General features: G+C 41.1%; 23 protein-coding genes and 1 tRNA gene. 7 read left to right on the top strand and 17 right to left on the bottom strand.

Annotated features, from left to right (window positions below; translation table 11 throughout):
* The first annotated feature begins 22 nt into the window (after positions 1–22).
* Positions 23–2,074: a TonB-dependent receptor gene (locus B5G52_RS09640; protein WP_087532452.1), complete on the top strand. Its 2,052-nt coding sequence runs from the start codon at positions 23–25 to the stop codon at positions 2,072–2,074.
* A gap of 48 nt (positions 2,075–2,122) precedes the next feature.
* Here B5G52_RS09640 and B5G52_RS09645 read toward each other — a convergent pair whose 3' ends face one another.
* The 5 genes from B5G52_RS09645 to B5G52_RS09665 form a co-directional block, all read right to left on the bottom strand.
* Positions 2,123–2,560, bottom strand: coding sequence for a hypothetical protein (locus B5G52_RS09645; RefSeq protein WP_087532453.1), 438 nt, complete (start codon positions 2,558–2,560; stop codon positions 2,123–2,125).
* Positions 2,533–2,745 carry a hypothetical protein gene (locus tag B5G52_RS22060; RefSeq protein ID WP_087532454.1) on the bottom strand — a complete coding sequence of 71 codons (213 nt, stop codon included), beginning with the start codon at positions 2,743–2,745 and terminating at the stop codon, positions 2,533–2,535. Before B5G52_RS22060 ends, B5G52_RS09645 begins: the two co-directional genes overlap by 28 nt.
* Before the next feature lie 131 nt (positions 2,746–2,876).
* Positions 2,877–3,503: a hypothetical protein gene (locus B5G52_RS09655; RefSeq protein ID WP_087532455.1), complete on the bottom strand. Its 627-nt coding sequence runs from the start codon at positions 3,501–3,503 to the stop codon at positions 2,877–2,879.
* Positions 3,493–4,074 (bottom strand): sigma-70 family RNA polymerase sigma factor, encoded by a 582-nt coding sequence (locus tag B5G52_RS09660; RefSeq protein WP_087532456.1) that lies wholly within the window; start codon positions 4,072–4,074, stop codon positions 3,493–3,495. The genes B5G52_RS09655 and B5G52_RS09660 overlap by 11 nt, the downstream gene beginning before the upstream one ends.
* Positions 4,075–4,111: 37 nt before the next feature.
* The gene (locus B5G52_RS09665) at positions 4,112–5,836 is read right to left on the bottom strand and encodes a VWA domain-containing protein (RefSeq protein ID WP_254911182.1); all 1,725 of its coding nucleotides are present in this window, start codon (positions 5,834–5,836) and stop codon (positions 4,112–4,114) included.
* A gap of 205 nt (positions 5,837–6,041) precedes the next feature.
* On the opposite strand from B5G52_RS09665, the gene B5G52_RS09670 reads away from it, so the two are divergent.
* Positions 6,042–7,238, top strand: coding sequence for an MFS transporter (locus B5G52_RS09670; protein ID WP_087532457.1), 1,197 nt, complete (start codon positions 6,042–6,044; stop codon positions 7,236–7,238).
* Here the strand turns inward: B5G52_RS09670 and B5G52_RS09675 are convergent.
* The 6 genes from B5G52_RS09675 to B5G52_RS09700 form a co-directional block, all read right to left on the bottom strand.
* On the bottom strand, positions 7,216–7,443 hold the full coding sequence (locus B5G52_RS09675; protein WP_087532458.1) for a hypothetical protein: 228 nt from the start codon (positions 7,441–7,443) through the stop codon (positions 7,216–7,218). The genes B5G52_RS09670 and B5G52_RS09675 overlap by 23 nt on opposite strands.
* 59 nt (positions 7,444–7,502) lie before the next feature.
* Positions 7,503–7,919, bottom strand: coding sequence for a GFA family protein (locus B5G52_RS09680; RefSeq protein WP_087532459.1), 417 nt, complete (start codon positions 7,917–7,919; stop codon positions 7,503–7,505).
* A gap of 104 nt (positions 7,920–8,023) precedes the next feature.
* Positions 8,024–8,275, bottom strand: coding sequence for a TIGR03643 family protein (locus B5G52_RS09685; RefSeq protein ID WP_087532460.1), 252 nt, complete (start codon positions 8,273–8,275; stop codon positions 8,024–8,026).
* Between the two features lie 96 nt (positions 8,276–8,371).
* On the bottom strand, positions 8,372–8,755 hold the full coding sequence (locus tag B5G52_RS09690) for a VOC family protein (RefSeq protein WP_087532461.1): 384 nt from the start codon (positions 8,753–8,755) through the stop codon (positions 8,372–8,374).
* Between the two features lie 83 nt (positions 8,756–8,838).
* Complete coding sequence (locus B5G52_RS09695) at positions 8,839–9,834, bottom strand: fatty acid desaturase (protein WP_087532462.1); 996 nt, start codon at positions 9,832–9,834, stop codon at positions 8,839–8,841.
* 309 nt (positions 9,835–10,143) lie between these two features.
* Entirely contained in the window at positions 10,144–10,434 is a 291-nt protein-coding gene (locus B5G52_RS09700) for a hypothetical protein (RefSeq protein WP_087532463.1), read from the bottom strand.
* 738 nt (positions 10,435–11,172) lie between these two features.
* On the opposite strand from B5G52_RS09700, the gene B5G52_RS09715 reads away from it, so the two are divergent.
* Positions 11,173–13,854, top strand: a complete 2,682-nt coding sequence (locus B5G52_RS09715) for a hybrid sensor histidine kinase/response regulator (RefSeq protein ID WP_087532464.1) — start codon at positions 11,173–11,175, stop codon at positions 13,852–13,854.
* On the opposite strand, the gene rimI is transcribed toward B5G52_RS09715, so the two are convergent.
* From rimI to B5G52_RS09730, 3 genes are all read right to left on the bottom strand, one after another.
* Positions 13,843–14,304 (bottom strand): ribosomal protein S18-alanine N-acetyltransferase, encoded by a 462-nt coding sequence (gene rimI / locus B5G52_RS09720; RefSeq protein ID WP_176372534.1) that lies wholly within the window; start codon positions 14,302–14,304, stop codon positions 13,843–13,845. The genes B5G52_RS09715 and rimI overlap by 12 nt on opposite strands.
* Positions 14,291–14,629 (bottom strand): hypothetical protein, encoded by a 339-nt coding sequence (locus tag B5G52_RS09725; RefSeq protein WP_087532465.1) that lies wholly within the window; start codon positions 14,627–14,629, stop codon positions 14,291–14,293. The genes rimI and B5G52_RS09725 overlap by 14 nt, the downstream gene beginning before the upstream one ends.
* Before the next feature lie 65 nt (positions 14,630–14,694).
* A tRNA-Trp gene (locus tag B5G52_RS09730) sits at positions 14,695–14,771 on the bottom strand.
* 393 nt (positions 14,772–15,164) lie between these two features.
* Between B5G52_RS09730 and B5G52_RS09735 the strand changes: the two genes are divergently transcribed.
* The 3 genes from B5G52_RS09735 (at position 15,165) to B5G52_RS09745 (ending at position 18,179) form a co-directional block, all read left to right on the top strand.
* Positions 15,165–15,611, top strand: a complete 447-nt coding sequence (locus tag B5G52_RS09735) for a MarR family winged helix-turn-helix transcriptional regulator (RefSeq protein WP_087532466.1) — start codon at positions 15,165–15,167, stop codon at positions 15,609–15,611.
* A 53-nt stretch (positions 15,612–15,664) separates the two neighbouring features.
* Complete coding sequence (locus B5G52_RS09740; RefSeq protein ID WP_087532467.1) at positions 15,665–16,918, top strand: NAD(P)-binding domain-containing protein; 1,254 nt, start codon at positions 15,665–15,667, stop codon at positions 16,916–16,918.
* 85 nt (positions 16,919–17,003) lie between these two features.
* Positions 17,004–18,179: an MFS transporter gene (locus tag B5G52_RS09745; RefSeq protein ID WP_087532468.1), complete on the top strand. Its 1,176-nt coding sequence runs from the start codon at positions 17,004–17,006 to the stop codon at positions 18,177–18,179.
* A gap of 108 nt (positions 18,180–18,287) precedes the next feature.
* Here B5G52_RS09745 and guaA read toward each other — a convergent pair whose 3' ends face one another.
* Positions 18,288–19,865, bottom strand: coding sequence for a glutamine-hydrolyzing GMP synthase (gene guaA, locus B5G52_RS09750; RefSeq protein WP_087532469.1), 1,578 nt, complete (start codon positions 19,863–19,865; stop codon positions 18,288–18,290).
* 100 nt (positions 19,866–19,965) lie between these two features.
* Positions 19,966–21,435, bottom strand: a complete 1,470-nt coding sequence (gene guaB, locus B5G52_RS09755) for an IMP dehydrogenase (protein ID WP_087532470.1) — start codon at positions 21,433–21,435, stop codon at positions 19,966–19,968.
* Between the two features lie 135 nt (positions 21,436–21,570).
* On the opposite strand from guaB, the gene xseA reads away from it, so the two are divergent.
* A complete protein-coding gene (xseA, locus tag B5G52_RS09760) occupies positions 21,571–22,905 on the top strand; it encodes an exodeoxyribonuclease VII large subunit (protein ID WP_087532471.1) in 1,335 nt (444 codons plus the stop codon).
* A gap of 3 nt (positions 22,906–22,908) precedes the next feature.
* On the opposite strand, the gene B5G52_RS09765 is transcribed toward xseA, so the two are convergent.
* Positions 22,909–23,565 carry a hypothetical protein gene (locus B5G52_RS09765; protein WP_087532472.1) on the bottom strand — a complete coding sequence of 219 codons (657 nt, stop codon included), beginning with the start codon at positions 23,563–23,565 and terminating at the stop codon, positions 22,909–22,911.
* Positions 23,566–23,591: the final 26 nt, after the last annotated feature.

A 23,591-nucleotide genomic window follows, 5' to 3' on the forward strand; every position in this document is an offset into this window, starting at 1 on the left:
AACTAAATTTATAAGGAAAACAATGCGTTTATTTATTGTCACCACTGCCTTACTTGCCTCACCTATAAGTATTGCTAGCGAGAAAAACAATATTGAACGCATAACCACCACAGCCTCGCGGGCTGAAGTAAGTGCAGATCCACTCCCTTTAGTGATCAGCAGTATTACCCAAGCCCAGCTGGATTTAATCGCCCCAACCCATATTGAACAAGTTTTAAAGAAAATTGCGGGAGCCAATGTTCAACACGGTAATGGCCAAGAATATTTACCCGCACTGCGATCTCCAGTACTTTCGGGCGCGGGTGCGTGCGGCGGTATTTTAACCGCAGAAGATGGTATACCACTGCGCGCTGCAGGTTTTTGTAATATCAACGAGCTATTTGAAGCGCATGCAGAAATGGCACAACGCGTTGAAGTGTTAAAAGGCCCAGGCTCTGCACTTTATGGCTCAAATGCCGTACATGGGGTTATTAATGCTATCACCCCAGATACCACCTATGATGAGCACTTGCTCGGTCTTGATTTAGGCTCGTACGGCTATAGCCGATTTAAATTGCGCAGCGGGAAAGACTTGGACAATCAAGGAATTGGTATTAATGCCAGTGTCACTCATGATACGGGTTATCGTGATGATGAAAGCGTCGACCAAGAAAAACTAAACCTACGTCATCGTTATACCAACGACGAACTCTCAATTACAACAGGGCTAAGCTATACCAACCTTGATCAAAAAACCGCAGGGTTTATCGAAGGCTTTGAAAGCTATAAAGATGATGAAATAGCCCAACAAAACTTTGACCCCGATGCCTTTAGAGAGGCGAGTTCATTTAGGTTATGGTCTAAAGCCCAGTGGCAAACCGAGCAAGATATGCTGACTATAACGCCCTATGTTCGCAACCAAAGTATGACCTTTTTTAAACACTTTTTACCCGGCACACCACTTGAAGAAAACAGCCAAAGTGGTGTTGGTATACAATCTCTTTGGCAACATGCTTACTCAAACACTTTTACCTTAAATCTAGGTCTAGACAGCGAATACACCCGTGCTGACTTTTTGCAATACCAAGACCAGCCAACACAAGGTTCTGACTTTTTAATCGCCACAGTGCCGCAAGGTAAGCATTACGACTACGATGTTACCAGCACCCTACTCGCGCCATTTATAAGCCTTGATTGGCAATGGCAAGCGCTTAGTATCAGCCTTGGCGGCCGATTTGAACGACTCAATTACGACTATACCAACAATATGTTGGCAGGTCGCACTGACGAGAAAGGCAATGAATGTGGGTTTGGCGGCTGTCGCTACTCGCGCCCACCAAGTAGCGAAAATACCTTTACCAACACTTCACCAAAGCTTGGTCTTAGTTATCAATTAACGGCCAATAATTACCTATACGCAAACTTATCCAAAGGTTACCGTGCACCGCAAGCAGCCGAGTTATATCAATTGCAACGCGATCAGCAAGTGGCAGATCTAGAATCTGAAACTGCCGATAATTTAGAATTTGGCTTTAAAGGTCAATACCAACAACTACACTATGTGTTCTCAGCATACGCGATGAACAAAGAAAACGTCATCTTTCGTGACAGCGACTTTTTTACAGTCAATGACGGGCAAACGCAACACCGTGGTATTGAGCTTGAGCTTGATTATCAGCTAACGAATACATTACAGCTTGCCCTTGCAGCAAGCCATGCCAAGCATACTTATAGCTATGACCAAACCTTGTCAGGTATAAATATTAACAGTAACGAGATAGACACCGCACCGCGTAACGTGGCAAATTTACAGGCAAACTGGCAGATAACTAACAACACGCTTGTTGCTTTAGAATGGCATCACGTTAGTGACTATTTTACCGACCCTGAAAACCTACACAGCTACGCAGGTCATAATTTAATTAACTTACGTGGCGCTTGGCAAATCACGGAGCAACTTAAGTTAACGGCTCGCATTAATAATCTATTTGATGCCGCTTATGCCGAGCGCGCTGATTACACCAGCTTTACTGGCGACCGTTACTTCCCTGGGGATCCTAGAAATATAATGATCTCAGCCAGCTTTAATTGGTAACTACAGTAAAAAACGACCACGCTTTAAGGCTAGAAGCGATACGAAAACCTAAGACCGAAGTATTTCTAAGCAATCATAGCGCTGCTTAAATATCTCAGCAAACAGCACTGGATTATATTTTATACCTACAGTGCTATCATCACTGTAATGCAAAACACATACTGGGTTTAATAAATACCACTTTGCGCACATTCCCATATACAGGGTTACTTGCGCCTCTTCGTACACGGTTACATGGCCTCGGTAATAATGACTTTTTAATTCACCAATAACGATTCTAAGCTTCAGTGGATTAAAAAATATAGCATCAGGCGCGCCTACCATTTCGTTTTTCTTTAACAAAATTGGTTTTTTATTATGAAAGTTACCCCCTAGATAAATACAATACAGAGGCACTCTAAATAATCGCTTAACCTTATAACCTTTAAGTGTTATTAACAGTAAAACAATCGAAGCAACTAGTAAAAACTGTAAAATAAATTGCATAACCCTAAAAAACCTATGATGAGTAATAAACGAATGATGGTTGATGACTGACTTTTATCATCGAGTAAATCATAATTTATTTTTACATTTTTAGTCTCTTTTAAAACTCCTTTGTGTTTGATAAACCGATCTTTGTTACTGTAATAATGTGCCAAGCTTGATACTGTCAGTGATAATCTTTCCATAGTTTCCTATTCCTAAGATTGCAATACATCAATATTGTATAAATAATTATATTGATTGTTCATAAAAATGAAATAGCAATTCTAATATTATGATAAATAATAAAAATCTAAATTGGTTTAAATTACTCTTCCTAATCTCCACTATCCTGCTGCAACTTTTTATATTCATCAGTTAAATGCGCTTTTAATTCAGGGTGCTCTGTTAAAAGCATTTTTAGCTGTGCTTTTGCTACTTTTGTTTTACCCTCAATCATAAGTTGATCAATAACTTTAAAATCATTAGCAACGCTTTTGGTGATCGCTGCAAGTTTTAAAAACTCACTGTCAGTATCCATACTTTGCAGCTTTAATTGAGGTGCAGCCATCTGCGATGCACTACGCTTTAGTGTGTGTTTTAACTTAACCTCAGCGTGCTCGCTCGCTTGTGTTTCCATCACTTCAAATACCGCCTCAGGTGCAACTTGAGACTGTTGATCATTTAAAATTTGTGGTTTATTTATAAGCTCTGAAGGTTGATGATACTGTTCGGTATTTTGCACATATAAAACGGCGACTAATACCAGTGATGCCGCAGTCGATAATTGCCCATGCCAGGTTTGATAAAAGCGCTTAGGTTTATTGATTGGAGTTACTTTATTAGCTGTAACGTCATCTGCTGCGCGTTTTAGTATTTGCTCATCAAGTTGTGAACTTGGCTGCTCCGTTGCAGCCCGTTTATAAAGTGAAGCAATATCATGACGGGTTAACTTATCGCTCATTGCTAGTCTCCAATTTATACTTGATACAATGCTTTAGCTTGGCTACAGCGTAACGGATGCGGCTTTTGATATTTTCAGTTGTTTCTACCACTAATTCGGCAATTTCTTTGAGGGTAAAGTCAGCTTCGTGTTTGAGTAAAAATGCTTCTTTTTGCTCACGAGGTAATTGCGCTAAACACTCCTTTAGCTGCTTAGCTTGCTGGGCCTGATCAAGTTTTTCAGTATCTGATTTACTGTTATGATCAGCAAATTCGGCAGTTTCAAGATCTTGATTATCGGCGTCTAACCATTTACTTTGCGTACCAGTGCGGCGGTAATAATCAATCAATTCATTATGCGCAATACGATACAACCAGGTAGTAAATTTGGCGCTCACTTGATACTGCGAGCGCGCTTTTATTAGCTTATTCCATACTTCTTGATAAAGCTCTTCAGCCACTTGCGGGTTAGCGCATTGGCGTAAAAAATAACGATATAAGCTATTTTTATGGCGCAGGTACAGCTGGGTAAAAGCCTTTACATCGCCTTGTCCGTAACTCAACATTAATTGCTCATCAACTAGCTCTGTCATAATGTCCTTTACTTAAATCACCGTTCCGCCACTTAAATCACAATGCCGCAGCATTATTAACGAGTTGCACAAACTCACTGCGATAACTAAATGTGTCTATGCCTTTGTTAGCGGTTGCCAATTTAGCGCAATCTTCATACTGCCAGTCCCTCGTATATTTTGCACCTTTTAATAACTGCGCAAACCCAGCAACTGCAGCGGCAAATTTAAAGTCAGAACTGGCCTGCGATAACGGCTGTATTTTATCGCTACTAATTGCTTGAGTAAGCAACTCACTTTGCTCTGTGTCAGGCTGTTTGTAGCGCACTTTTACAAAGGCAAGTTCATTGCTGGCAAGCGGTTTTTTATCTTGATTAGATTGATAACGCAGCTCATCGATTTGTTTATGCTCGGAGTTTGCTAGCGTAATCTCATACAGCGCCGTCACTGTGTGGCCCGCACCAAGCTCTGCGGCATCAACCTTATCATTATTAAAGTCTTCACTGGCAAGCATGCGGTTTTGATACCCAATTAAACGATATTCTGCGACCTGCTGAGGGTTAAACTCCACCTGAATTTTTACATCTTTGGCAATAATTTGCATGCTACTACTAAGCTCATCAACCAGCACTTTACGTGCTTCGTTAATGTTATCAATATAGGCATGTTGACCGTTGCCAATATTAGCGATTTGCTCCATTAAGCCATCATTATAATTACCTTGGCCAAAACCAAGCGTGGTCAAAGCAACGCCCGTTTTACGTTTTGCTGCCACCAACTCTTTGAGTTTATCAACCGATTGCATCCCAACATTAAAATCGCCGTCAGTGGCTAAAATCACCCGATTGATACCACCTTTTTTAAAGTTTTGCTGTGCTATTTGATAAGCCAGCTCAATGCCTTGCTCGCCATTTGTTGAACCGCCCGCAGCCAGTTTATCTAACGCAGCACTGATAACGTGTTGATCATTGCCTTTAGTTGCTGGTAACACCACGCCAGCGGCACCAGAATACACAACAATAGCAACGGAATCATTTTCATCTAATTGTTTAGTTAACATGGTCAAGCTGGTTTTTAATAAAGGGAGTTTATTTGGCGCATTCATAGAGCCAGATACATCCAGTAAAAGCACTAAATTCGCCGCTTTTAAATCTGCTTTTTCAATTTCAAATCCTTTAATGCCAATTTTTACTAATTGCCGATGCTCATTCCAAGGCGCCGTTGCCACCTCAGTATGCACCTTAAAGGGTGAGTTAATAGTCTCGGGCGCACTGTAGTCATAATCAAAATAGTTTATAAAGGCTTCTTCGCGCAGGGCATCGCTTGGCGGTAGCTTACCCATATTCAACATCCTACGGGTATTACTGTAACTGCCAGTGTCAACATCAATCGAGAAAGTCGATACAGGCTCAGTGGCTGTTTGCTTAACAGGATTCTGCTGGGATTTTAAATAGTTTTCACGATCTTGCTCTGACACAAATATGACATCATCAACTGGATTCGGTGGCAAAACTGGGCGCTGCATAGCAACACTTGCATGCATCATCCCTTGCGGCATTGCTGCATAGCTTATAACATTTTGCTTCTGCCTTTTTTGCACTTTTTGCACTGATTTTTGTTCATCGCTTAATATAGCTTGCGCCGCGCTATTTACTTGGTTTTCTTGCTTCTCAACAGCGTTTTTTGAGCGCTGTTCGCAGCCTGTTAAACTCATTATTACCGCGAGACTCAGCATAGTCAAAGGTAAGTTAATCTGCTGGGTATTACTAATCTTGTTATTCATAAAGTCACCTTATTATCCATCAATAAGGCTATAAACGGATGACTTGAAAAAGTGGGGTTAATTATTTTTAAAGGCGCTAGTTTTTATTTAAATTGTTAAGAATAAGTTATTAAAAATTAAAGGCTAATGAGTAGTCAATTTAATATCAACGCTATTACCCTTCGGGTATAATTAAATCACTTTCCATCAATTTGGTGATTTAGTTTTGTATTCTCCCCCAACTAAGCGGACTGCTTTTTCTTCTATTATTCTCATTCTCGGCGTTTTCTTTATTGCTATTAATTTACGTGCACCAGTGACTGGTATCGCTCCTGTACTCGAGGAGATTATTGCCTCTTTTAGCTTGTCTCCTTCTCAGGCTGGAATGTTGACTACCTTACCTTTAATAGCTTTTGCATTAGCTTCACCGCTGGCTAATTTACTTGCTAAAAAGCTCGGGCTTGAAGTCGCCCTTTTTATTGCCCTAATACTTATTGGTGCGGGGCTGGCTTCTCGACCCATCACCAGCGTGCCTTTGTTGTATTTAGGCACCGCTGTTATTGGTGTGGGTATCGCTATTGGTAACGTCCTACTTCCGAGCTTAATAAAGCGCGACTTCCCGCATAAAATCGCTGTGATGACCTCTGCCTATGTATTGGCGATGGCTATTTTTGGCGGTGCTTACTCTGCTATCGTACTACCACTCAGTGAGTGGCATAATTTGGGCTGGCAGCTAGCACTTGCAAGTTATGGTTTATTTACTTTACTCAGTATTACTCTTTGGTTGCCACAACTTAAATACCACACAATGCCAGTGAAAGAGTTAACCCCACCTCCCGCACAAGCTAATGTATGGAAACAATCTCTCGCATGGCAAATTACTCTGCTATTGGGGCTTAATTCATTTTTCACTTATATTATGGTCGCATGGCTACCCAGTATTTTAATTGAAGGTGGCGTATCGCCCGTTAAAGCAGGCGCTATGCAAGGGGCATTTCAGGCGGCCTCAGCAATCCCTGGCATTGTATTGATCCCGTTATTAGCGAGATTAAAAGACCAACGAGTTTTAACCAGCTCACTTGCCCTAATTGGCGCACTGTGTTCATTTGGTTTGCTATTTATGCCTGAGTTAGCTTTGTTTTGGTCAATTACCTTAGGCTTTTGCTCAGGTGCCTGTTTTATTTTAGGTTTGTCGTTTGTGAGCTTACGCACACATAACAGCCGTCAAGCAGCATCGCTTTCAGCCATGGCACAATGTATTGGTTATTTAATTGCAGCAACAGGGCCAATGCTAGCAGGTGCATTGCATGCTTACTTTAATAGCTGGGCATCTACTTTGTGGTTATGTGCCATAGCAAGTTTAGGTTGTGCGCTATTCGGCTATCTAGGTGGTCGCAATATTACTTTAAAAGAAGGTGCTTAAGCCAACTTAGTAAAGTCTGCTTTTTGGGTTGCTGAACATGTTGCTTAGCAGCCCACCTCTTTCTAGCCTCTTCTCTTTCCTCAAGGCGTGCTTGCGCTAAATTTGCTTTAGCAGCAAAACGTAAACGTTGTTCTGCGCTCAACTCATTATCGAATGTAAATTGTGACTTCTTAACCGCCCGGTTTGATTTTACTGAACTACACATTAGCTGCCTCCCAAAATATCTCTTTTAAGTAGACAGCGAAACGACTAGTTTTCTTTCAATTATTTATTTGGTGGGACTGTTTCAAAACCCTTAATTGCATTTAGCTCTTTCAACCAAGAGGGACTCGAACGACACCATATTTGCGCATTAGGAATTAGCTGTTCACGCTGCTCAACTGCGCCCATACGTAGGCCATACACTTTATCCCCTTCACCTACTGAAGTTGCATATAACGACGTACCACAGTTGCCACAAAAACCCTGTGCACGTTTATTGCCGCTCTGTGCAGTTTTTATATATTCTTTAGGTGCAGCTGCGGTAAAAGTTACTCCGTTAGGCTTCGACATCACTACCGTACGAAAAGGCGCACTAGCCATGACTTGGCAATCTGTACAATGACAGTTTATAACTTTAGTTTCATCTACCTCTGCCGTGTAAGTGACTTCTCCACAATGACAACACCCGGTGATCTGCATAATAATCCTTAAAATAATTTATTTTTTAATGTTTAAAACTCTACGTTAAAAATTGCCAAAAACACAGTAATACTGAGTTTTTGCAACGAATAAATTAGGCCGGATTAACGATTTTTATATTGCGTCTTACAGTGACTTCGCCCAACGGCGGGATCACGTAATTTAAGATGCTTAGTTACTCGACCAACATGGCGTTTGCGCCAAACTTTAAATGAGCCTACAGATACATTATTTCGCATAAAATTAACTAGCTGAGAGTAGTTTAAACCATAAAGGTGTTCAATGGCCTCAAAAGGAGTACGGTCTTCCCATGCCATTTCAATAATTCTTGATGTATCACCACTATTAAATTGCATAATTCACCCAAAATATTGCTATACGTAATGGTTGTTTATTTAGGTCATTAGGGTCTGTTTATCTTTCAAGGTTAAATCCGCAAAGGTCAACAGACCCTAAACATCAAAGTTTATATTTACTCGCCATGGCGGGTTTAAGCGGTTATCTCCCGCCCAATACAACTTAATTTGATTTCCTGATGGGTCTGTTAGTTTAGCTTCATGCCATAAATAGCGCTGTTCAATAATCTCAGTATCAAATTCAATACCTTTGGCTTTTAGTGATTCAACCCACCGTTTTAAATCATCGCTTTCAAAATATATAACGGCACCATTAGTAAACTCATCATCTGTAAGTAGCAATGAAAACGTAGCTTTATTTGCACATTCGAAACGTGAATAGTGAGGACTTTTAACAATTTGTGTAAAGCCTAAAGTAAGATAAAAGTGATTGGCTTTTTCGATATCACAGACAGGTAAAGTGATTTGATTAAGGTTCATAGTCGCTACCTAAATATTAAGTTAGATAACGACCTTAAAACCTTAACCAAACTTGAGGTCAATTAATAATTATTACATAGGTATTAAGAAGCTTGATAGCGGTTTGCCTGTTTGATACTAGCAAAATCATTAAAGCGAACTCCGTGCTTTTTCATTACCTCAAGTGCTTTTTTACTGATCATCTGGCGCAAATAAAATGGCTGGTTCGGCACAAAGTGATGAATTGTATGGGTATGGCCAAAGTTAAAGCAAAATAAATTAAACGGCGCAAATAAGCGGCTGGTTATTACATGGGTTTGCTCCAGCATATTGTTCACGCCACCGTAGTAATGCATTGATGAAGTCACAAAATTTAGCGAGCTTGAGCGCACAATATTGGGCACAATTAACACCACCATTAAAAACTCAAACACCGTCATCACATCTAATAGTAAAACCGGTGAGTTTGCTTCAAGTGGTACAAATAGATTAACTAAGTGAAAAATAATAACGGAGTATAAAACTGCAAAATATGCAGTAGTTACTGGGAACCCGGCATTAAATACTTTAAAAAAGCTAAAGCCTTTAATTTCTTTACTAAAACGCTTTGTGTTAATGAGTAAACCAAGCAAGCCATCAACAATCACTAATGCGCGTAAAAAAGGATTTTTAATGCCGTTGCCGACTAAACGCTCTTCAAGGTCTTGTTCGGTGCCCGAGGTTTTATGATGATGTAAATGCATCTTGCGGCGATACCATGGGCTAATAGTGTTTGGTCGCATCAACCACACGGTGAGCATCATAAAGTTATGTAAAAAAAGCTGATTACTAAAATATTGTTTATGAATAAGATCGTGTTCTAATTCATGGGAAATTGACGCAGCAATGGCCGCTAAAATAATACACAACCAACCGGGAATAATAGCAAAGTAATAAAGCGTACCAACGCCAATTAACGCTGCGAGAGAAAGTAAAAGAATCGCCATTCCTAAGGTATTTTGATGGACTAACAGCGGGTGTTTTTGGCGAAGCCTTGCTTCTTCCGCTTTAATCGTCTTCACAATAGCTTGAATATTTTCTTTGGCACTTAACGTGTTCATAAATAGCAACTGATAATCAAAGTTGCGCAGATCATACCCGAATAATTAAAAAGCTGCTATAGCGAGAGCAACGAGCAAATAAAAGTGTGGTTAGTTTAAGTCAAGGTGTTTCTTATGAATATTAGCTTTCAAGTTCGTCCTCATTTGCTTCTCTTTGTGCAAAAAATTAAGTGAATTATTCACAAAGAGGTTGAGAGGCGCTGCGCTTTAGAGGGATACATTTACTGATTGATTTAAATTTGACCGCCACTGAATGAAACGGTCAAAAAGAATACTAGTGCCTATAGGCAGAGTTAAGGCTCATATGTGTTATGTGAAAATTAATTTAATAATGGCACCACTATAAAGGAATGTGATTAACAGCCCCGTTATTAAAATGACTTTATCTTTTATAGTTTGTTTTGGTTTCTGTGTAAATACAAAAAGAGCCCTATACAGTGAACTAGGAACTATAAGCAAAATACCAAGTAACGCTGGAAACACACCAAAAATAAAACCAAACCCTGAACTTTCTACTTGGGAAGACAAAGATAAAACCCCAAACCAGGCGATAGATATTAAAAAGAAAGCGGCTCCTAGTGAAATCGAAAAAAGTGCCATTCTTAAAAACTCCTTTTCACATAATGAGCCTGCGGATTAACTCGTTTTTAATTTATTTTTATTGATGCATTAACCATAGCCGAGTTCCTATTTTGATTCAATCGGTTACTTAGACTTTACGTAAAATATAAAAAGAGGATTTACTGTTGCTTTAATTGGAGTTATAGCGTGGATTACAGGTGTTTAAGTGGCTTATTTAAAGTGATAAAGGCTCCCTTATTAATAAATCCATAAAAAAGCGTTTGCGAATTTTGTATATCAGTAAGTGTCGCGGTAAAGGCGGAAAGTTAAGCGCACCTATTAACTCGGCTTCTATTTTATAAGAACGCTGAAACGTGGTGTAAATATGCTTTGCGAGTACCTTATTTGATTGGTAGCTATCAGTCACCTTTTACGGCAAGTTTTGCAGTAGATAATAATTGGGGTGGTAAAGGCAGTTTTTCTGTTGGTGCTAACACCTATCAGTACCATGTAAGCCTAATCGACTAACCAATCCTATTATAGATTAGTATCGGTACTGCCTTCCCCTAGTACCGATAACCTCCATTAACAGCCTCTATATCTAAAACCTTCAAGCAGGAAGTTATTTGCGTTAGTTTTCGTTAACGGTTAAAACTAACAAGTGACAAAAGTGACTTCTAGTGGTCTCTATGTGTATTATAGTAAAAAATTCATTAACTCGAATTTGCAAATAACCATAATAATTATGAATAGATTGCAAAGGATCCTGCCTACAAAATGAAAACTAGTAAGCTAAGTATCAGATTATTATGGTATATCACTCCTTTAGTGATTTTACCGCTATTATTTTTAGGTGGTTTTACGCTTACCAATGTAACAAGCTCTACACAAAAACAAGCTGAATTAATTGTTAGTCGCTTTGTAGAGCAACAACAACAAAAAGTATTTAATTACATTGACTCATTTCACTCTACTACCAAGCTTTTATCCACCTCGCCGGTATTAAGTGATTTTTTAGCAGACGATCTTCGTGATAGTGGAAATTATACTCGTCGACTTGGTGCTTTAATGGATGTATTTGCCAGTTACTCCGAAGCTTACCCAGATATTATTAGTGTCAACTTAGTCTCTCCAAGCGGCAGAAGCAATGCTTACTACTCGAGTAACTTAAACACGGCGCCTACTCAATACCCTTTCTTTTCTCGCGTATTGCAAAGTAATTTACGTCAGCAACAATTCATGGTGCAAAAAAGTGACGGCACCACCAGCCTTTACTTTATACAACGAATTTATAGCGCTGATTATTATTTAAAGCGCCCGCAGCAGCTTGGCTTTATTATATTGCATGTTGAGCCATCAATTTTAAACACCAGTATTTTAGAATCACCCTATAACAATACGCTGAACCTGCTACTAACCGAAGACGGAAAGATTTTATTTAGTTCAGATTACGATAAACGAGGCCAATACATTAGTGAATATGAGCTCAAACAAATTCACAACTTGGCTGATTTAGGCAAACTTTCAACCATTGAGCTATCCAGCATAGACAAGATTGAACGGATGATTTACGCCATTCAAATGAGCGGCGGCTATTATTATGTTTCAACTATTCCTAAAGCCTTGTTATATCAATCAGGTAAAGCAATAAGTTTAATTACCGCCCTGATAGTTATCATTTCTGTGATCACCCTGCCGATGCTGATTTTTATTGTTGTGCGTAACTTATTATTGAACCCAATTGAACTTTTAGGTGCTGCAAGTCATCGCGTTGGCGATGGTGATTTATCGGTATATTTACCTGCCCATAATAATGATGAAGTTGGCGTTTTATTTAATGACTTTAATCACATGGTGAACCAAATACGGCACTACCAAGATGAATTAGAGGAATATAAGCATCACCTTGAAGATAAAGTAGAAAGTCGGACAAAAGCTCTCGAAACCATGAATAGCCAGCTAGAGTCAGCTATTGCCCAAGCAGAGCAAGCAAATCAGTTAAAAAGCCGCTTTTTAGCGAATATGAGCCATGAAATTCGCACTCCGCTCACTGCTATCATGGGCTTTACCGAGCAGTTAATACACAATAAAAAAGCAGCGAGTGATGAGCTACACTTAACCACTATTTTGCGTAACTCCAAGCACTTATTAGAACTTATTAATAATATTTTAGATTTATCAAAAATTGAAGCCGAAAAGTTAGCCATTGAAAAGGAACCTCTTGATATAGTACAACTAGTGCATGATATTGATTCGATCATTCGCCCTTTATCACAAGAAAAAAATCTAAAATGCGATATTAACTTTCATTTACCGTTACCAAAAATAATCAACTCAGATGCGACTCGGTTAAAACAAATTCTCATTAATATTGCCAGTAATGCCGTTAAATTTACTGAGCGAGGTTTACTCTCGTTAGATATAACCTTTGATACTGAATCGCAGCTCATGGAGTTTGCTATCCAAGATAGCGGCATTGGCATGTCTGAGCACGAAATTGAACGAGTCTTCAAACCATTTGAACAAGCCGATACAACAACCACTCGACGTTTTGGCGGTACTGGGCTGGGGCTATGTATTTCAAAAAACCTAGCGCAATTACTTGGCGGTGATGTATACGTAAAAAGTGCCCCCGGTGAAGGTAGCTGCTTTAGGGTAAAAATAGCCTCTAATTTAGAGACTGAGAACAATGAACCCACTCTGATGCTTACCGAGTTAAGTCAGTTAACCCCAGTAAAAGACGAGCAACTTTCATTTGCAGCCAATAGTTTTGATGCCAATATCTTAGTTGCTGAAGATAACCCTGATAACCAAGTACTAATTACGTTACTACTCCAAACATGGGGCCTTGAACCTGATATTGCCAATAACGGGGCTGAAGCGGTAGAAATGGCTTTAGTGAACGATTATCAGGTCATTATCATGGACATGCAAATGCCGGTTATGGGTGGCTTAGAGGCAACACAAATGCTTCGCCATGCTGCCTACGATGGCCCTATCATTGCACTTACTGCCAATGTTATGAAACATGATGTAGACACATACCTTAATGCAGGGTGTAACGAGGCTTTAGCTAAACCCATTGATAAAGATGCCCTTGAAAACGTTTTAGTGAGATATCTTCATATAGAAAAAGACAGCCAAAACAAATGGGATACATTACTTAATAGTGAAAAATTCCAGCAAATAAATGAAAACTATCGCTCCAAGTTACCTGAACACTTAGCGCAAGTTAATGAGTTATACCATACCGGCGAATGGGAAGAGTTAAGAGCACTGGCACACAATTTAAAAGGCAGTGCAGGATGCTTTGGTTTTACCAATATTCATCAAGCAGCTGGGGCGCTTGAAGATAATTTACGCGGCCGAACAAACGATAAAAACCGTCGAGATTACTTAGCCTTGAGTTTGATTGAAGCAATAAAATACACCCAAAGCCAAGAGCCATTACCCAAATAATAAAGTCATGCCCATCAAAATGGCGTCTTCAAAGCCGTTTTTATTAGGGCAGTCACTGGGGTAGTAATTCTTGCGCACTGACATTTCGCTAAAGCCAGCAAGCTCATACAGCTTAATTGCACGTACGTTGGTTTCACGTACTTCTAAAAAGAGGTTTTCTGCATTATGTTGTTCACCAAAAGCAATAAACTGAGCGAGTAGCTGCTTTGCGATACCTTGCCCCTGAAAATCTGGCGCAACGCAAATATCCATTAACGTAAAGTCAGGGCCTGCTTTTTCACCAATATAAAACCCCACCATTTGCTCATCGTTAAATGCAGCCAGATTAAAATACCGTCCTGCCAAACAAGATTGCATTGTGTTAACTGTCCACGGATGACTGTGACAGGCATTTTCAATGCCCATTAATGCGTCAATTGAAGACTCAGTAACAGTTTTAAAGGTTATCACGTGTTTTACTCATCAGCGCCCACAGTGCGCGTTTATGCTCAGGTTTAAGTTGCGCTGAGGGTAAGCTCAACGTGTCGTTATGCCAGCTTATAGCATCAGCTTGAATCACATGATTAATTGTATGTGGCGCAACGGCTCGGTTTAGATCGGCTAACAACACAGCATTAAGTTCAAGTATGTGACTTTGCGACTCTATAATAGGCTTTTTTTCGGCTGACGGTTCTAGATGAATATCCGCGCTATCATATTGAGCAGTATCACTGCGAAAGTGCTGGTTTAGTTCGAGGTTTTCTATACCAAAAATAGCTGCGTAACGTGGATGCATAACAACTCAGTAAATTTAAACTCTGGAACAATATAAGAAGTAATAAAAACGATGTAAAGAAGAAATGGCAGGGGCGGAGAGATTCGAACTCCCAACCGTCGGTTTTGGAGACCGCTGTTCTACCAATTGGAACTACGCCCCTGCAATGACGACGAATTATAGAGACCTTTCGCTAAAGGTAAAGAAAAAAATCACTTTTTTAATTTGTTTGCTTTTTTAATAATCAAAACGGTGAATTATCATGCTAGAACGTGATTTTAAAGTTAATTTGAAAAACCGCATACAGGTTACCCTTCTCTAACATGTAATCAAAAAAGGGGCATATATAACAAAACCTTATGAAAGTATTAATAGTTGATACCAGTTTTCGTTATCAACCGACTTTATATGATATTACTATTGCACAGTATGGCTGTGATAACAGTCCTAGTAACCATTTTAGATTCATTTACAATTGAGCTATCCCTTTGGCTTGCGGAAAATTAACCTTTAGAATATAGTTGTCAGTAACAACCTAAATCAGTGTACCCTATAGATGAACTCGAAACCTAAACGCGCAGAAGCGCTTTACGAAGCAGTTAACCAACTTATCCGCGTACATCAGTTCCGAGATCGTGAAAGTATATGCTGTCACAATGTATCGGTCGCTCAGTGCTACGCACTGGAAACGCTTGTAAAACTTGGCCCTCTGAGGCTTAAAAGTTTAGCAGATGAGATGTGTCTCGATAAAAGCACGACAAGTCGTGTAGTTGATGCATTAATTCGCAAGGGCTATGCGTTAAAAACATTGGATCCACTTGACCAACGTGCTGTTCAAATTTCACTGAGTTCTGAAGGTCATGAGTTATATACAACCATACGTAAAACCTTGATCGACGAAGAGGCCTCAATGATAGCGGATATCTCTCCTGAAGTTGTTGATGCAGCTCTTGTTTTACTAGGAAAACTTACCGCAGCGGCACGAGCCCGACTAGGCCCGTAAGCTATTTTTTAACCAAATTGTTGTTAGTAACAACAAAATTCAGAGGCTTATCTATGACATATAATGTTAAAAATTTACCCATTGCCATCATTGGCGCTGGCCCCGTTGGCTTAAGTGCAGCAGTTAACTTAATTGATATGGGGCTCACTCCTATTGTTTTTGAATCAGGCAGTAGTGTTGGCTCTAACTTAGCAAAATGGGGTCATGTGCGTATGTTCTCACCCTGGTCATACAATATGGATCCTATTGCTATTTCTCTTCTCAAAAAAACGGACTGGATCGAGCCAGTTCTAAGCGAATTCCCAACTGGACAAGAATTACTTGAGCGCTATGTAATCCCTTTAGCGTCCCACGAAGCGATTACTCCACACCTGCATTTAAATACTCGCGTTGAAAACGTCAGCCGTCAATATCACGATATTCTTCGAAATGAAGGCCGGAAAAACGCGCCTTTCGTAGTACGTACCTCCAACTCTGAAGGTCAAAGCGATATTCTTGTTCAAGCTGTAATCGATGCGTCTGGCACCTATCAAACACCGAACTGGCTGGGCGCTCACGGTATTCCCGCTCTTGGTGAACTTGCGGCTTCGCAATCTATTATCTACGGCGTGCCTGATATTTTAGGCCCTGCCCGTAAACAATACGCCGGCCGGACTGTACTTGTCGTAGGTGGCGGCCATTCAGCATTTAATGCATTGCAGGATTTAGTCAAACTTTCTGAACAATCTGATGGTATGCGTGTTTTATGGGGGATACGTGGTTCTTCCGTCAACAACATCGTTCGTTCACCTGAAAATGATGAGTTACAAGAACGCAGACGACTTGAAATGCACATTCAAAAGCTACTAGATGAAGGGAAGATCGAAGTATTTACCAATATAGCCATTGAAAGTATTAATTATGAAAACGGTAAATTGATCTTACAAAACCGTTCAGGTCAATTGCCTCCTGTAGATCAGATAATTGCAGCAACAGGGTTCAGGCCAGATCTAGATGTAATGTCTGAGTTGCGCACTTCTCTAGATTCTGCGACCCAAAGTCCAGCAGCTCTTGGGCCACTCATTGATCCAAACCTTCATACTTGTGGTTCGGTCCCTGAACATGGTGCTACTGAGCTTTCACACCCTGAGAGCGGTCTATATATAGTGGGAATTAAAAGCTACGGACGTGCCCCGACGTTTTTGTTAAGAACAGGCTATAAACAGGTTAAATCTGTCGCGTCTGCTCTTGCAGGAAAAACAGAAAGTGATGTTCAGACTGCCAATGCTTGTGATCTTTTATCAGTCAATCGAAATTGCTCACAATAGCCCCTCTTCCCTCTGAACGCGTTATTTTACTAAAAATAGCTTTAATCAGAGGGTTGATCAATTATATTGAACAAAGTGGAGTGAAATGCAAAATTTAATTCAACGTCACCCTCTATTTATTATTGTCCTTGCACAATTATGTGGCACTTCACTTTGGTTCTCCATAAATGGGGCTGGCTTAGCTCTTATTAACGATATCGGATTAAGCGAAACTGACCTTGGATGGTTAACTCTAACCGTTCAGATGGGTTTTATCACTGGCACGTTAATTATTGCCACAACAGGTCTAGCAGATAAATTACCTGCCAATCATATTTTTGCGGTTTCCTGTCTAGTTGGCGCGATGGTTAATGCTAGTTTTGTTCTAGTAGCTGCTTATCAGCCATACGCTTTACTCTTAAGGTTTCTCACAGGTTTGTGTCTAGCTGGTATATACCCTTTAGGTATGAAGCTAGTAATTGGCTGGATACCTAACTATGTAGGATCAGCTCTAGCCTGGCTAGTAGGTATGTTAACGATGGGCACTGCTCTGCCTCATTTACTGCGTGGCGCAACGCTCGAATTTCCTTGGGAGTGGACAATTCTGAGCGCTTCTGGGTTAGCATTGCTGGGCGGCACAGCTATATTCATTTTAGGTGATGGACCGCACCTGCCGCCTTCAAGCGGCAAAGCAAAGCTACGTGACGGTTTTGCAGCCATACGTGAACGGCGCCTACGCGCAGTTGCATTCGGCTATTTTGGGCACAGTTGGGAGCTTTATGCGCTATGGACACTTATTCCATTTATGGTGACCCGCGAAATAATGCGCCTAGATGCTCAGAGTTATTCTGTTCCCTTAATGTCATTTACCATCGTCGCGCTTGGCTTATTGGGTTGTATCGGTGGAGGAGCGCTTAGTCGACGCATAGGCAGTCTAGCAGTAGCGCGTTTGGCTCTGGCGTCCTCCGGACTGATCTGCCTAATCTATCCCTTGGTTGCCTTTTGGCCGCCCGAAGTTATGCTTTTATTACTTGCAATCTGGGGGGTTACTGTAATCGCAGATTCCCCTCAGTTATCAGCTCTAATTGCCGAAACAGCCCCAAAAGAGCGAGTCGGTTCAATATTGGCCATTATAAATAGCATAGGTTTTGCTTTGACTATTCCGTCAATTGCATTGACAACAACCTTATGGCAATCTCAAGGAGTTTGGGTAACATGGTGGCTACTCCCTGGGCCTGTTATAGGCCTTTGGGCAATGTATAGCCTACGTCGGCAAGGGTAATATTCAAACCTACCCTAGCTCACAAACAAAAGCCCAGCGGAGAACGCTGGGCTTTAAGACTTATTCAGTTATTAATATATATTACCTGACGTTAGGTGTTAGCACCTATCATTCCCACTCAATCGTTGCCGGTGGTTTACCTGAAATATCGTAAACAACACGAGAAATACCGTCGATTTCATTGATAATACGGTTTGAAACCACACCTAAGAACTCATACGGTAAATGCGACCAACGTGCGGTCATAAAGTCGATAGTTTCTACACAACGTAAGCTTACAACCCAATCGTACTTACGCGCATCGCCCATTACACCAACCGACTTAACCGGTAGGAATACAGTAAACGCTTGGCTCACTTTATGATAAAGCTCTGCTTTGTGTAGTTCTTCAATGAAGATTGCATCAGCACGGCGAAGTAAATCACAGTATTCTTTTTTGATTTCACCTAGTACACGCACACCTAAACCAGGCCCAGGGAACGGGTGACGGTAAAGCATGTCGTACGGTAAACCTAGCTCTAAACCAATTTTACGTACTTCATCTTTAAATAATTCACGTAGAGGTTCAACTAAGCCCATCTTCATGTCATCTGGTAAGCCACCCACATTGTGGTGAGACTTGATCACATGTGCTTTACCTGTCGCTGATGCCGCTGATTCAATTACATCTGGGTAGATAGTACCTTGACCTAACCACTTCGCATTTTTAAGCTTTTTAGATTGCTCATCAAATACGTTAATAAACGTGTGACCAATTGCTTTACGCTTATCTTCAGGGTCAGATTTACCAGCAAGATCCGCTAAGAACTGATCTTCTGCATCAACTTTAACAATGTTAAGGCCAAACTTGTTGCCGAACATATCCATAACTTGTTGACCTTCGTTTAATCGAAGTAAACCATTATCAACAAATACACACGTTAAACGCTCGCCAATTGCGCGGTGAATAAGCATAGCCACAACCGATGAATCAACACCGCCTGATAAGCCTAAGATAACTTCGTCATCACCAACAGTTTCTTTGATACGCTCGATGGCGTCATCAATGATTTTTGCTGGCGTCCACAGTTTTTCACAGCCACAAATATCAATTGCAAAACGTTCTAATAAACGCTGACCTTGATGCGTGTGTGTTACTTCTGGATGGAACTGAACGCCGTAAAAACGCTTTTCTTCGTTAGACATTGCCGCATGCGGGCAAGTAGATGTTTTAGCTGTGGTGGTGAACGTATCTGGAATTTCCATTACTTTATCACCATGGCTCATCCAAACGTCGAGTACGCCATTACCGCCATCAGTAATGTGATCTTCAATGGCATCAAATAATGCACAATCACCTACTTTTTCAACTTGGGCGTAGCCAAACTCTTTTTTGTCAGAGCTGTGTACACGACCACCCAGTTGTGTTGCCATGGTTTGCATACCGTAGCAAATACCTAGTACTGGCACACCAGCATTAAATACATACTCAGGAGCTCGCGGGCTGTTTTCTAGGGTTGTTGACTCAGGGCCACCAGAAAGAATAATACCTTGAGGGTTGAATTCACGGATTTGCTCTTCCGTAACATCCCATGCCCACAGTTCACAGTAAACACCAATTTCTCGCACACGGCGGGCGATCAATTGCGTGTATTGCGAACCAAAGTCTAAAATAAGAATTCGTGAATCGTGAATGTCTTTGCTCATTGAGGGTCTCGTTAGTCAAGAACTGGCATTCAGGTAACCTGAATGACTATAAATAAAGGCCAGCAAATGCTGGCCCAGTAATTTCAATACGTTAGCTAGATTAACCTAAGCGGTAGTTAGGCGCTTCTTTAGTGATCTGCACATCATGAACGTGCGACTCACCCATACCCGCTGAAGTAACGCGTACAAACTGTGGTTTCGTGTTTAGCTCATTTATTGTGGCACAACCGGTTAATCCCATTGCACTGCGCAGGCCGCCCACTTGTTGGTGAATGATGGTTGCGATTGGGCCTTTATAAGCCACTCGACCTTCAATCCCTTCAGGAACTAACTTGTCAGCTTGATTTGATTTTTGGAAATAACGATCTGATGAACCTTCTTTTTGGTCCATCGCCCCTAAGCTGCCCATACCACGGTATGATTTGTAGTAACGACCTTGGTAAAGTTCAACTTCACCAGGTGCTTCTTCAGTACCCGCAAGCATAGAACCAACCATGACACATGATGCACCAGCGACTAATGCTTTTACGATATCGCCTGAGAAACGAATACCACCATCGGCAATAACTGGAATGTCGCGACCTTTAAGGCCTTCAACAGCATCAGAAATAGCCGTAATTTGTGGTACACCACAACCAGTTACAATACGTGTAGTACAGATTGAACCTGGGCCGATACCTACTTTAACTGCATCAACACCAGCATCAGCAAGGGCGATTGCACCTTCAGCTGTTGCTACGTTACCTGCAACAATTTGCAAATCAGGGAATGCTTGACGTGTAGCCGCTACGCGGTCGATAACACCTTGAGAGTGGCCGTGTGAAGTATCAATAAGTAATACATCTACGCCTGCTTCAACTAATGCAGTAATACGCTCATCAGTACCCGCACCAACACCAACAGCAGCACCTACACGTAGGCGGCCTTGCTCGTCTTTACATGCATCTGGCTTGTCTTGTGCTTTTTGGTAATCTTTAACTGTGATCATGCCTTTTAGCTTAAAAGCGTCATCAACAACAAGAATTTTTTCGATACGGTGTTCGTGCATTAAGCCTAAAATTTCTTCGCGTGCTGCGCCTTCTTTAACGGTAACAAGCTTGTCTTTTTTAGTCATAACAGTTGAAACTGGTTGCTCAAGTTTCGTTTCAAAACGCATGTCACGGCTGGTTACGATACCAACAAGGACATTATCAGCGTCCGTTACCGGAAAGCCTGAAAAACCTTTTTCTTCAGAAAGTGCAACTGCATCCGCAATGGTTAAATCCGCTGTAACGGTAACAGGGTAAGAAACAATGCCCGCTTCGTACGTTTTAACTTTACGTACGTTTTTAGCTTGTTCTTCAATTGTCATGTTTTTGTGGATAAAACCTAAACCGCCCTCTTGCGCTAGCGCAATCGCTAAGCGAGCTTCTGTAACAGTATCCATAGATGCTGAAACTAGCGGCAAGTTAAGATTGATACCACGCGTTAAGCGAGTTGAAATATTTGCCGTGTGTGGCAAAACAGTAGAATGACCTGGTACTAAAAGTACGTCATCAAAGGTAAGAGCTTCTTTAGCAATTCTAAGCATTTTGGCAACTTCTCACATGTGGATCTTGTATAAGGAATTGCGGCCAAATTTTATCAGCGTTATTGGCATGAGTAAATAAGATTTAGCAAATATTTATGATAAAATGCCTCTATCAACGTTTTTAAGAGTCGTTTTATGGCCATAACTTCAAAGCAGCAAACGATTTATACCGTATCTAGGCTAAATCGAGAAATAAGAACAGTGCTCGAGCAAGGATTTGCGTCGTTAATTTTAACGGGGGAGATCTCAAATTTTATAACTCCCGCATCAGGTCATTGGTATTTCACTCTAAAAGATGACCGCGCTCAAGTAAAAGCCGCGATGTGGCGCGGTAATAATCGTGGCCAACGCTATCGTCCAGAAAATGGCGCGCAAGTGACTGTACGAGCGCGGGTCTCTTTGTACGAACCCCGTGGCGACTACCAATTAATTATTGAGCATATGGAGGCCGCTGGTGAAGGCCTGTTAAAGCAAGAGTTTGACGAATTAAAAATGCGCCTTGCAGCGCAAGGGCTGTTTAGCTCTGTACATAAAAAACCTTTACCCAATGTTGTGCATCGAGTGGGAGTGGTAACCTCCGCCACTGGGGCTGCAATAAAAGATATATTAACGGTACTCAAGCGCCGCGCTCCACAACTTGAAGTCGTTATTTACCCTGCCATAGTGCAAGGTAAAGACGCGCATTTACAGTTAATTGATAAAATAACCCTGGCCAATATTCGAAACGAAGTCGATGTACTCATAGTTGGCCGAGGCGGCGGCTCATTAGAAGATTTATGGTGCTTTAATCACGAGCAGCTTGCGCACGCTATTTTTGCAAGCGAACTGCCAATTATTAGTGCCGTCGGCCATGAAATCGACACCACAATCAGTGATTACGTTGCCGATATACGTGCAGCAACCCCCAGTGCAGCCGCAGAGCTTGTCAGCCCAAACAGTGCTGAGTTAACAAATCAAGTTCAGCAAATGCTTAATCGCTTAGCGAATGCATTTAAACACCAAGTGGCAGATAAACGAAGGCTCGCAGTACAGTTAGAGCACAAGCTCACACTTTGCCACCCTCGCAACCAACTGACTCAGCAAGCGCAACGCTTAGATGAGCTCACTCTTGCACTGCAAAATGCCATGCAGCAACGCCTTTATCAGCAAGAGCGCCGGTTAGCTAACTTAAAGCCTCGTTTGTTACAGCGCTCGCCCGATAGGAAGCTTTCGCAAGCGGACCATCAATTGCAACAGCTACAAGCGCGATTACAACAAGCAATGCAACAGCAGCTGGGGAGTGCTAAAAATAACCTTGCGATGCAAGCAGGTCGATTAGACTCAGTCAGCCCGCTAAATGTATTAGCCCGTGGTTATAGCATCACTAAATCAAAACAAGGTAAGGTGATTAAGTCGGTAGCACAGGTCAACTCTGGTGATATTTTAATTACAGAGCTGGCCGATGGCACCATTGAGTCTCAGGCTAACTAAAAATTACTGCTCTGTGCTGAGCAACAATTTAAAACTTTCGTCACTCGATGTAGAGGTACTGGTTTTAAATTGTTGCCAAAATTCTTGCTTTACTAACTTATCGTTTAATTCTCGCCATTGAGTATGATCAAACGCGTCGTTATCCTCTGGTGCGACTAATTCAAACTTACACACTGATGTTTTACACTGTGCGCTAACAAGCTCTGGCGCAACGGTTAAATCAGCGGTTAATAAGAAATCTTTTAAAGCTGTTTCTGTACGATAAGCCCACTCTTCATTACGTGTTTGTTCTTCAAACTTATCAAGCAGTACTTGTTCAAAATCAGAAGGAGCTCGCAGTTGCTTTTGATAGTTTTTAACAGTCGCCTTTTGCACTGCTAGCGCTTGCTTTAGCTCTTTTACTTGTTGCTGTAACTGCTCTTTAGAGTGTTCTGAGCCAAGGTCGCTATCTACAGGCTGTTTTTCTACTTTCACGCTGGGTAAAGCGTCTATTTGAGCTACTTCAACAGGTTCTCTAGATACTTTAGGGTGTGTTTGAATAGCCCCTACATCAGTGTGTTGTTGAGTAGGTCTCGGGGCAGTTAGAAAAAAATAGCCTGAGGCTAATGTTACGCCCGCTATAAAAGCGAGCAATAAAGACCATAGACTATTTTTTACCATTTCGTTGTAATCCCTTTACTACGCTT

Source organism: Pseudoalteromonas sp. A601, from assembly GCF_002165575.1.
Lineage (GTDB): Bacteria > Pseudomonadota > Gammaproteobacteria > Enterobacterales > Alteromonadaceae > Pseudoalteromonas.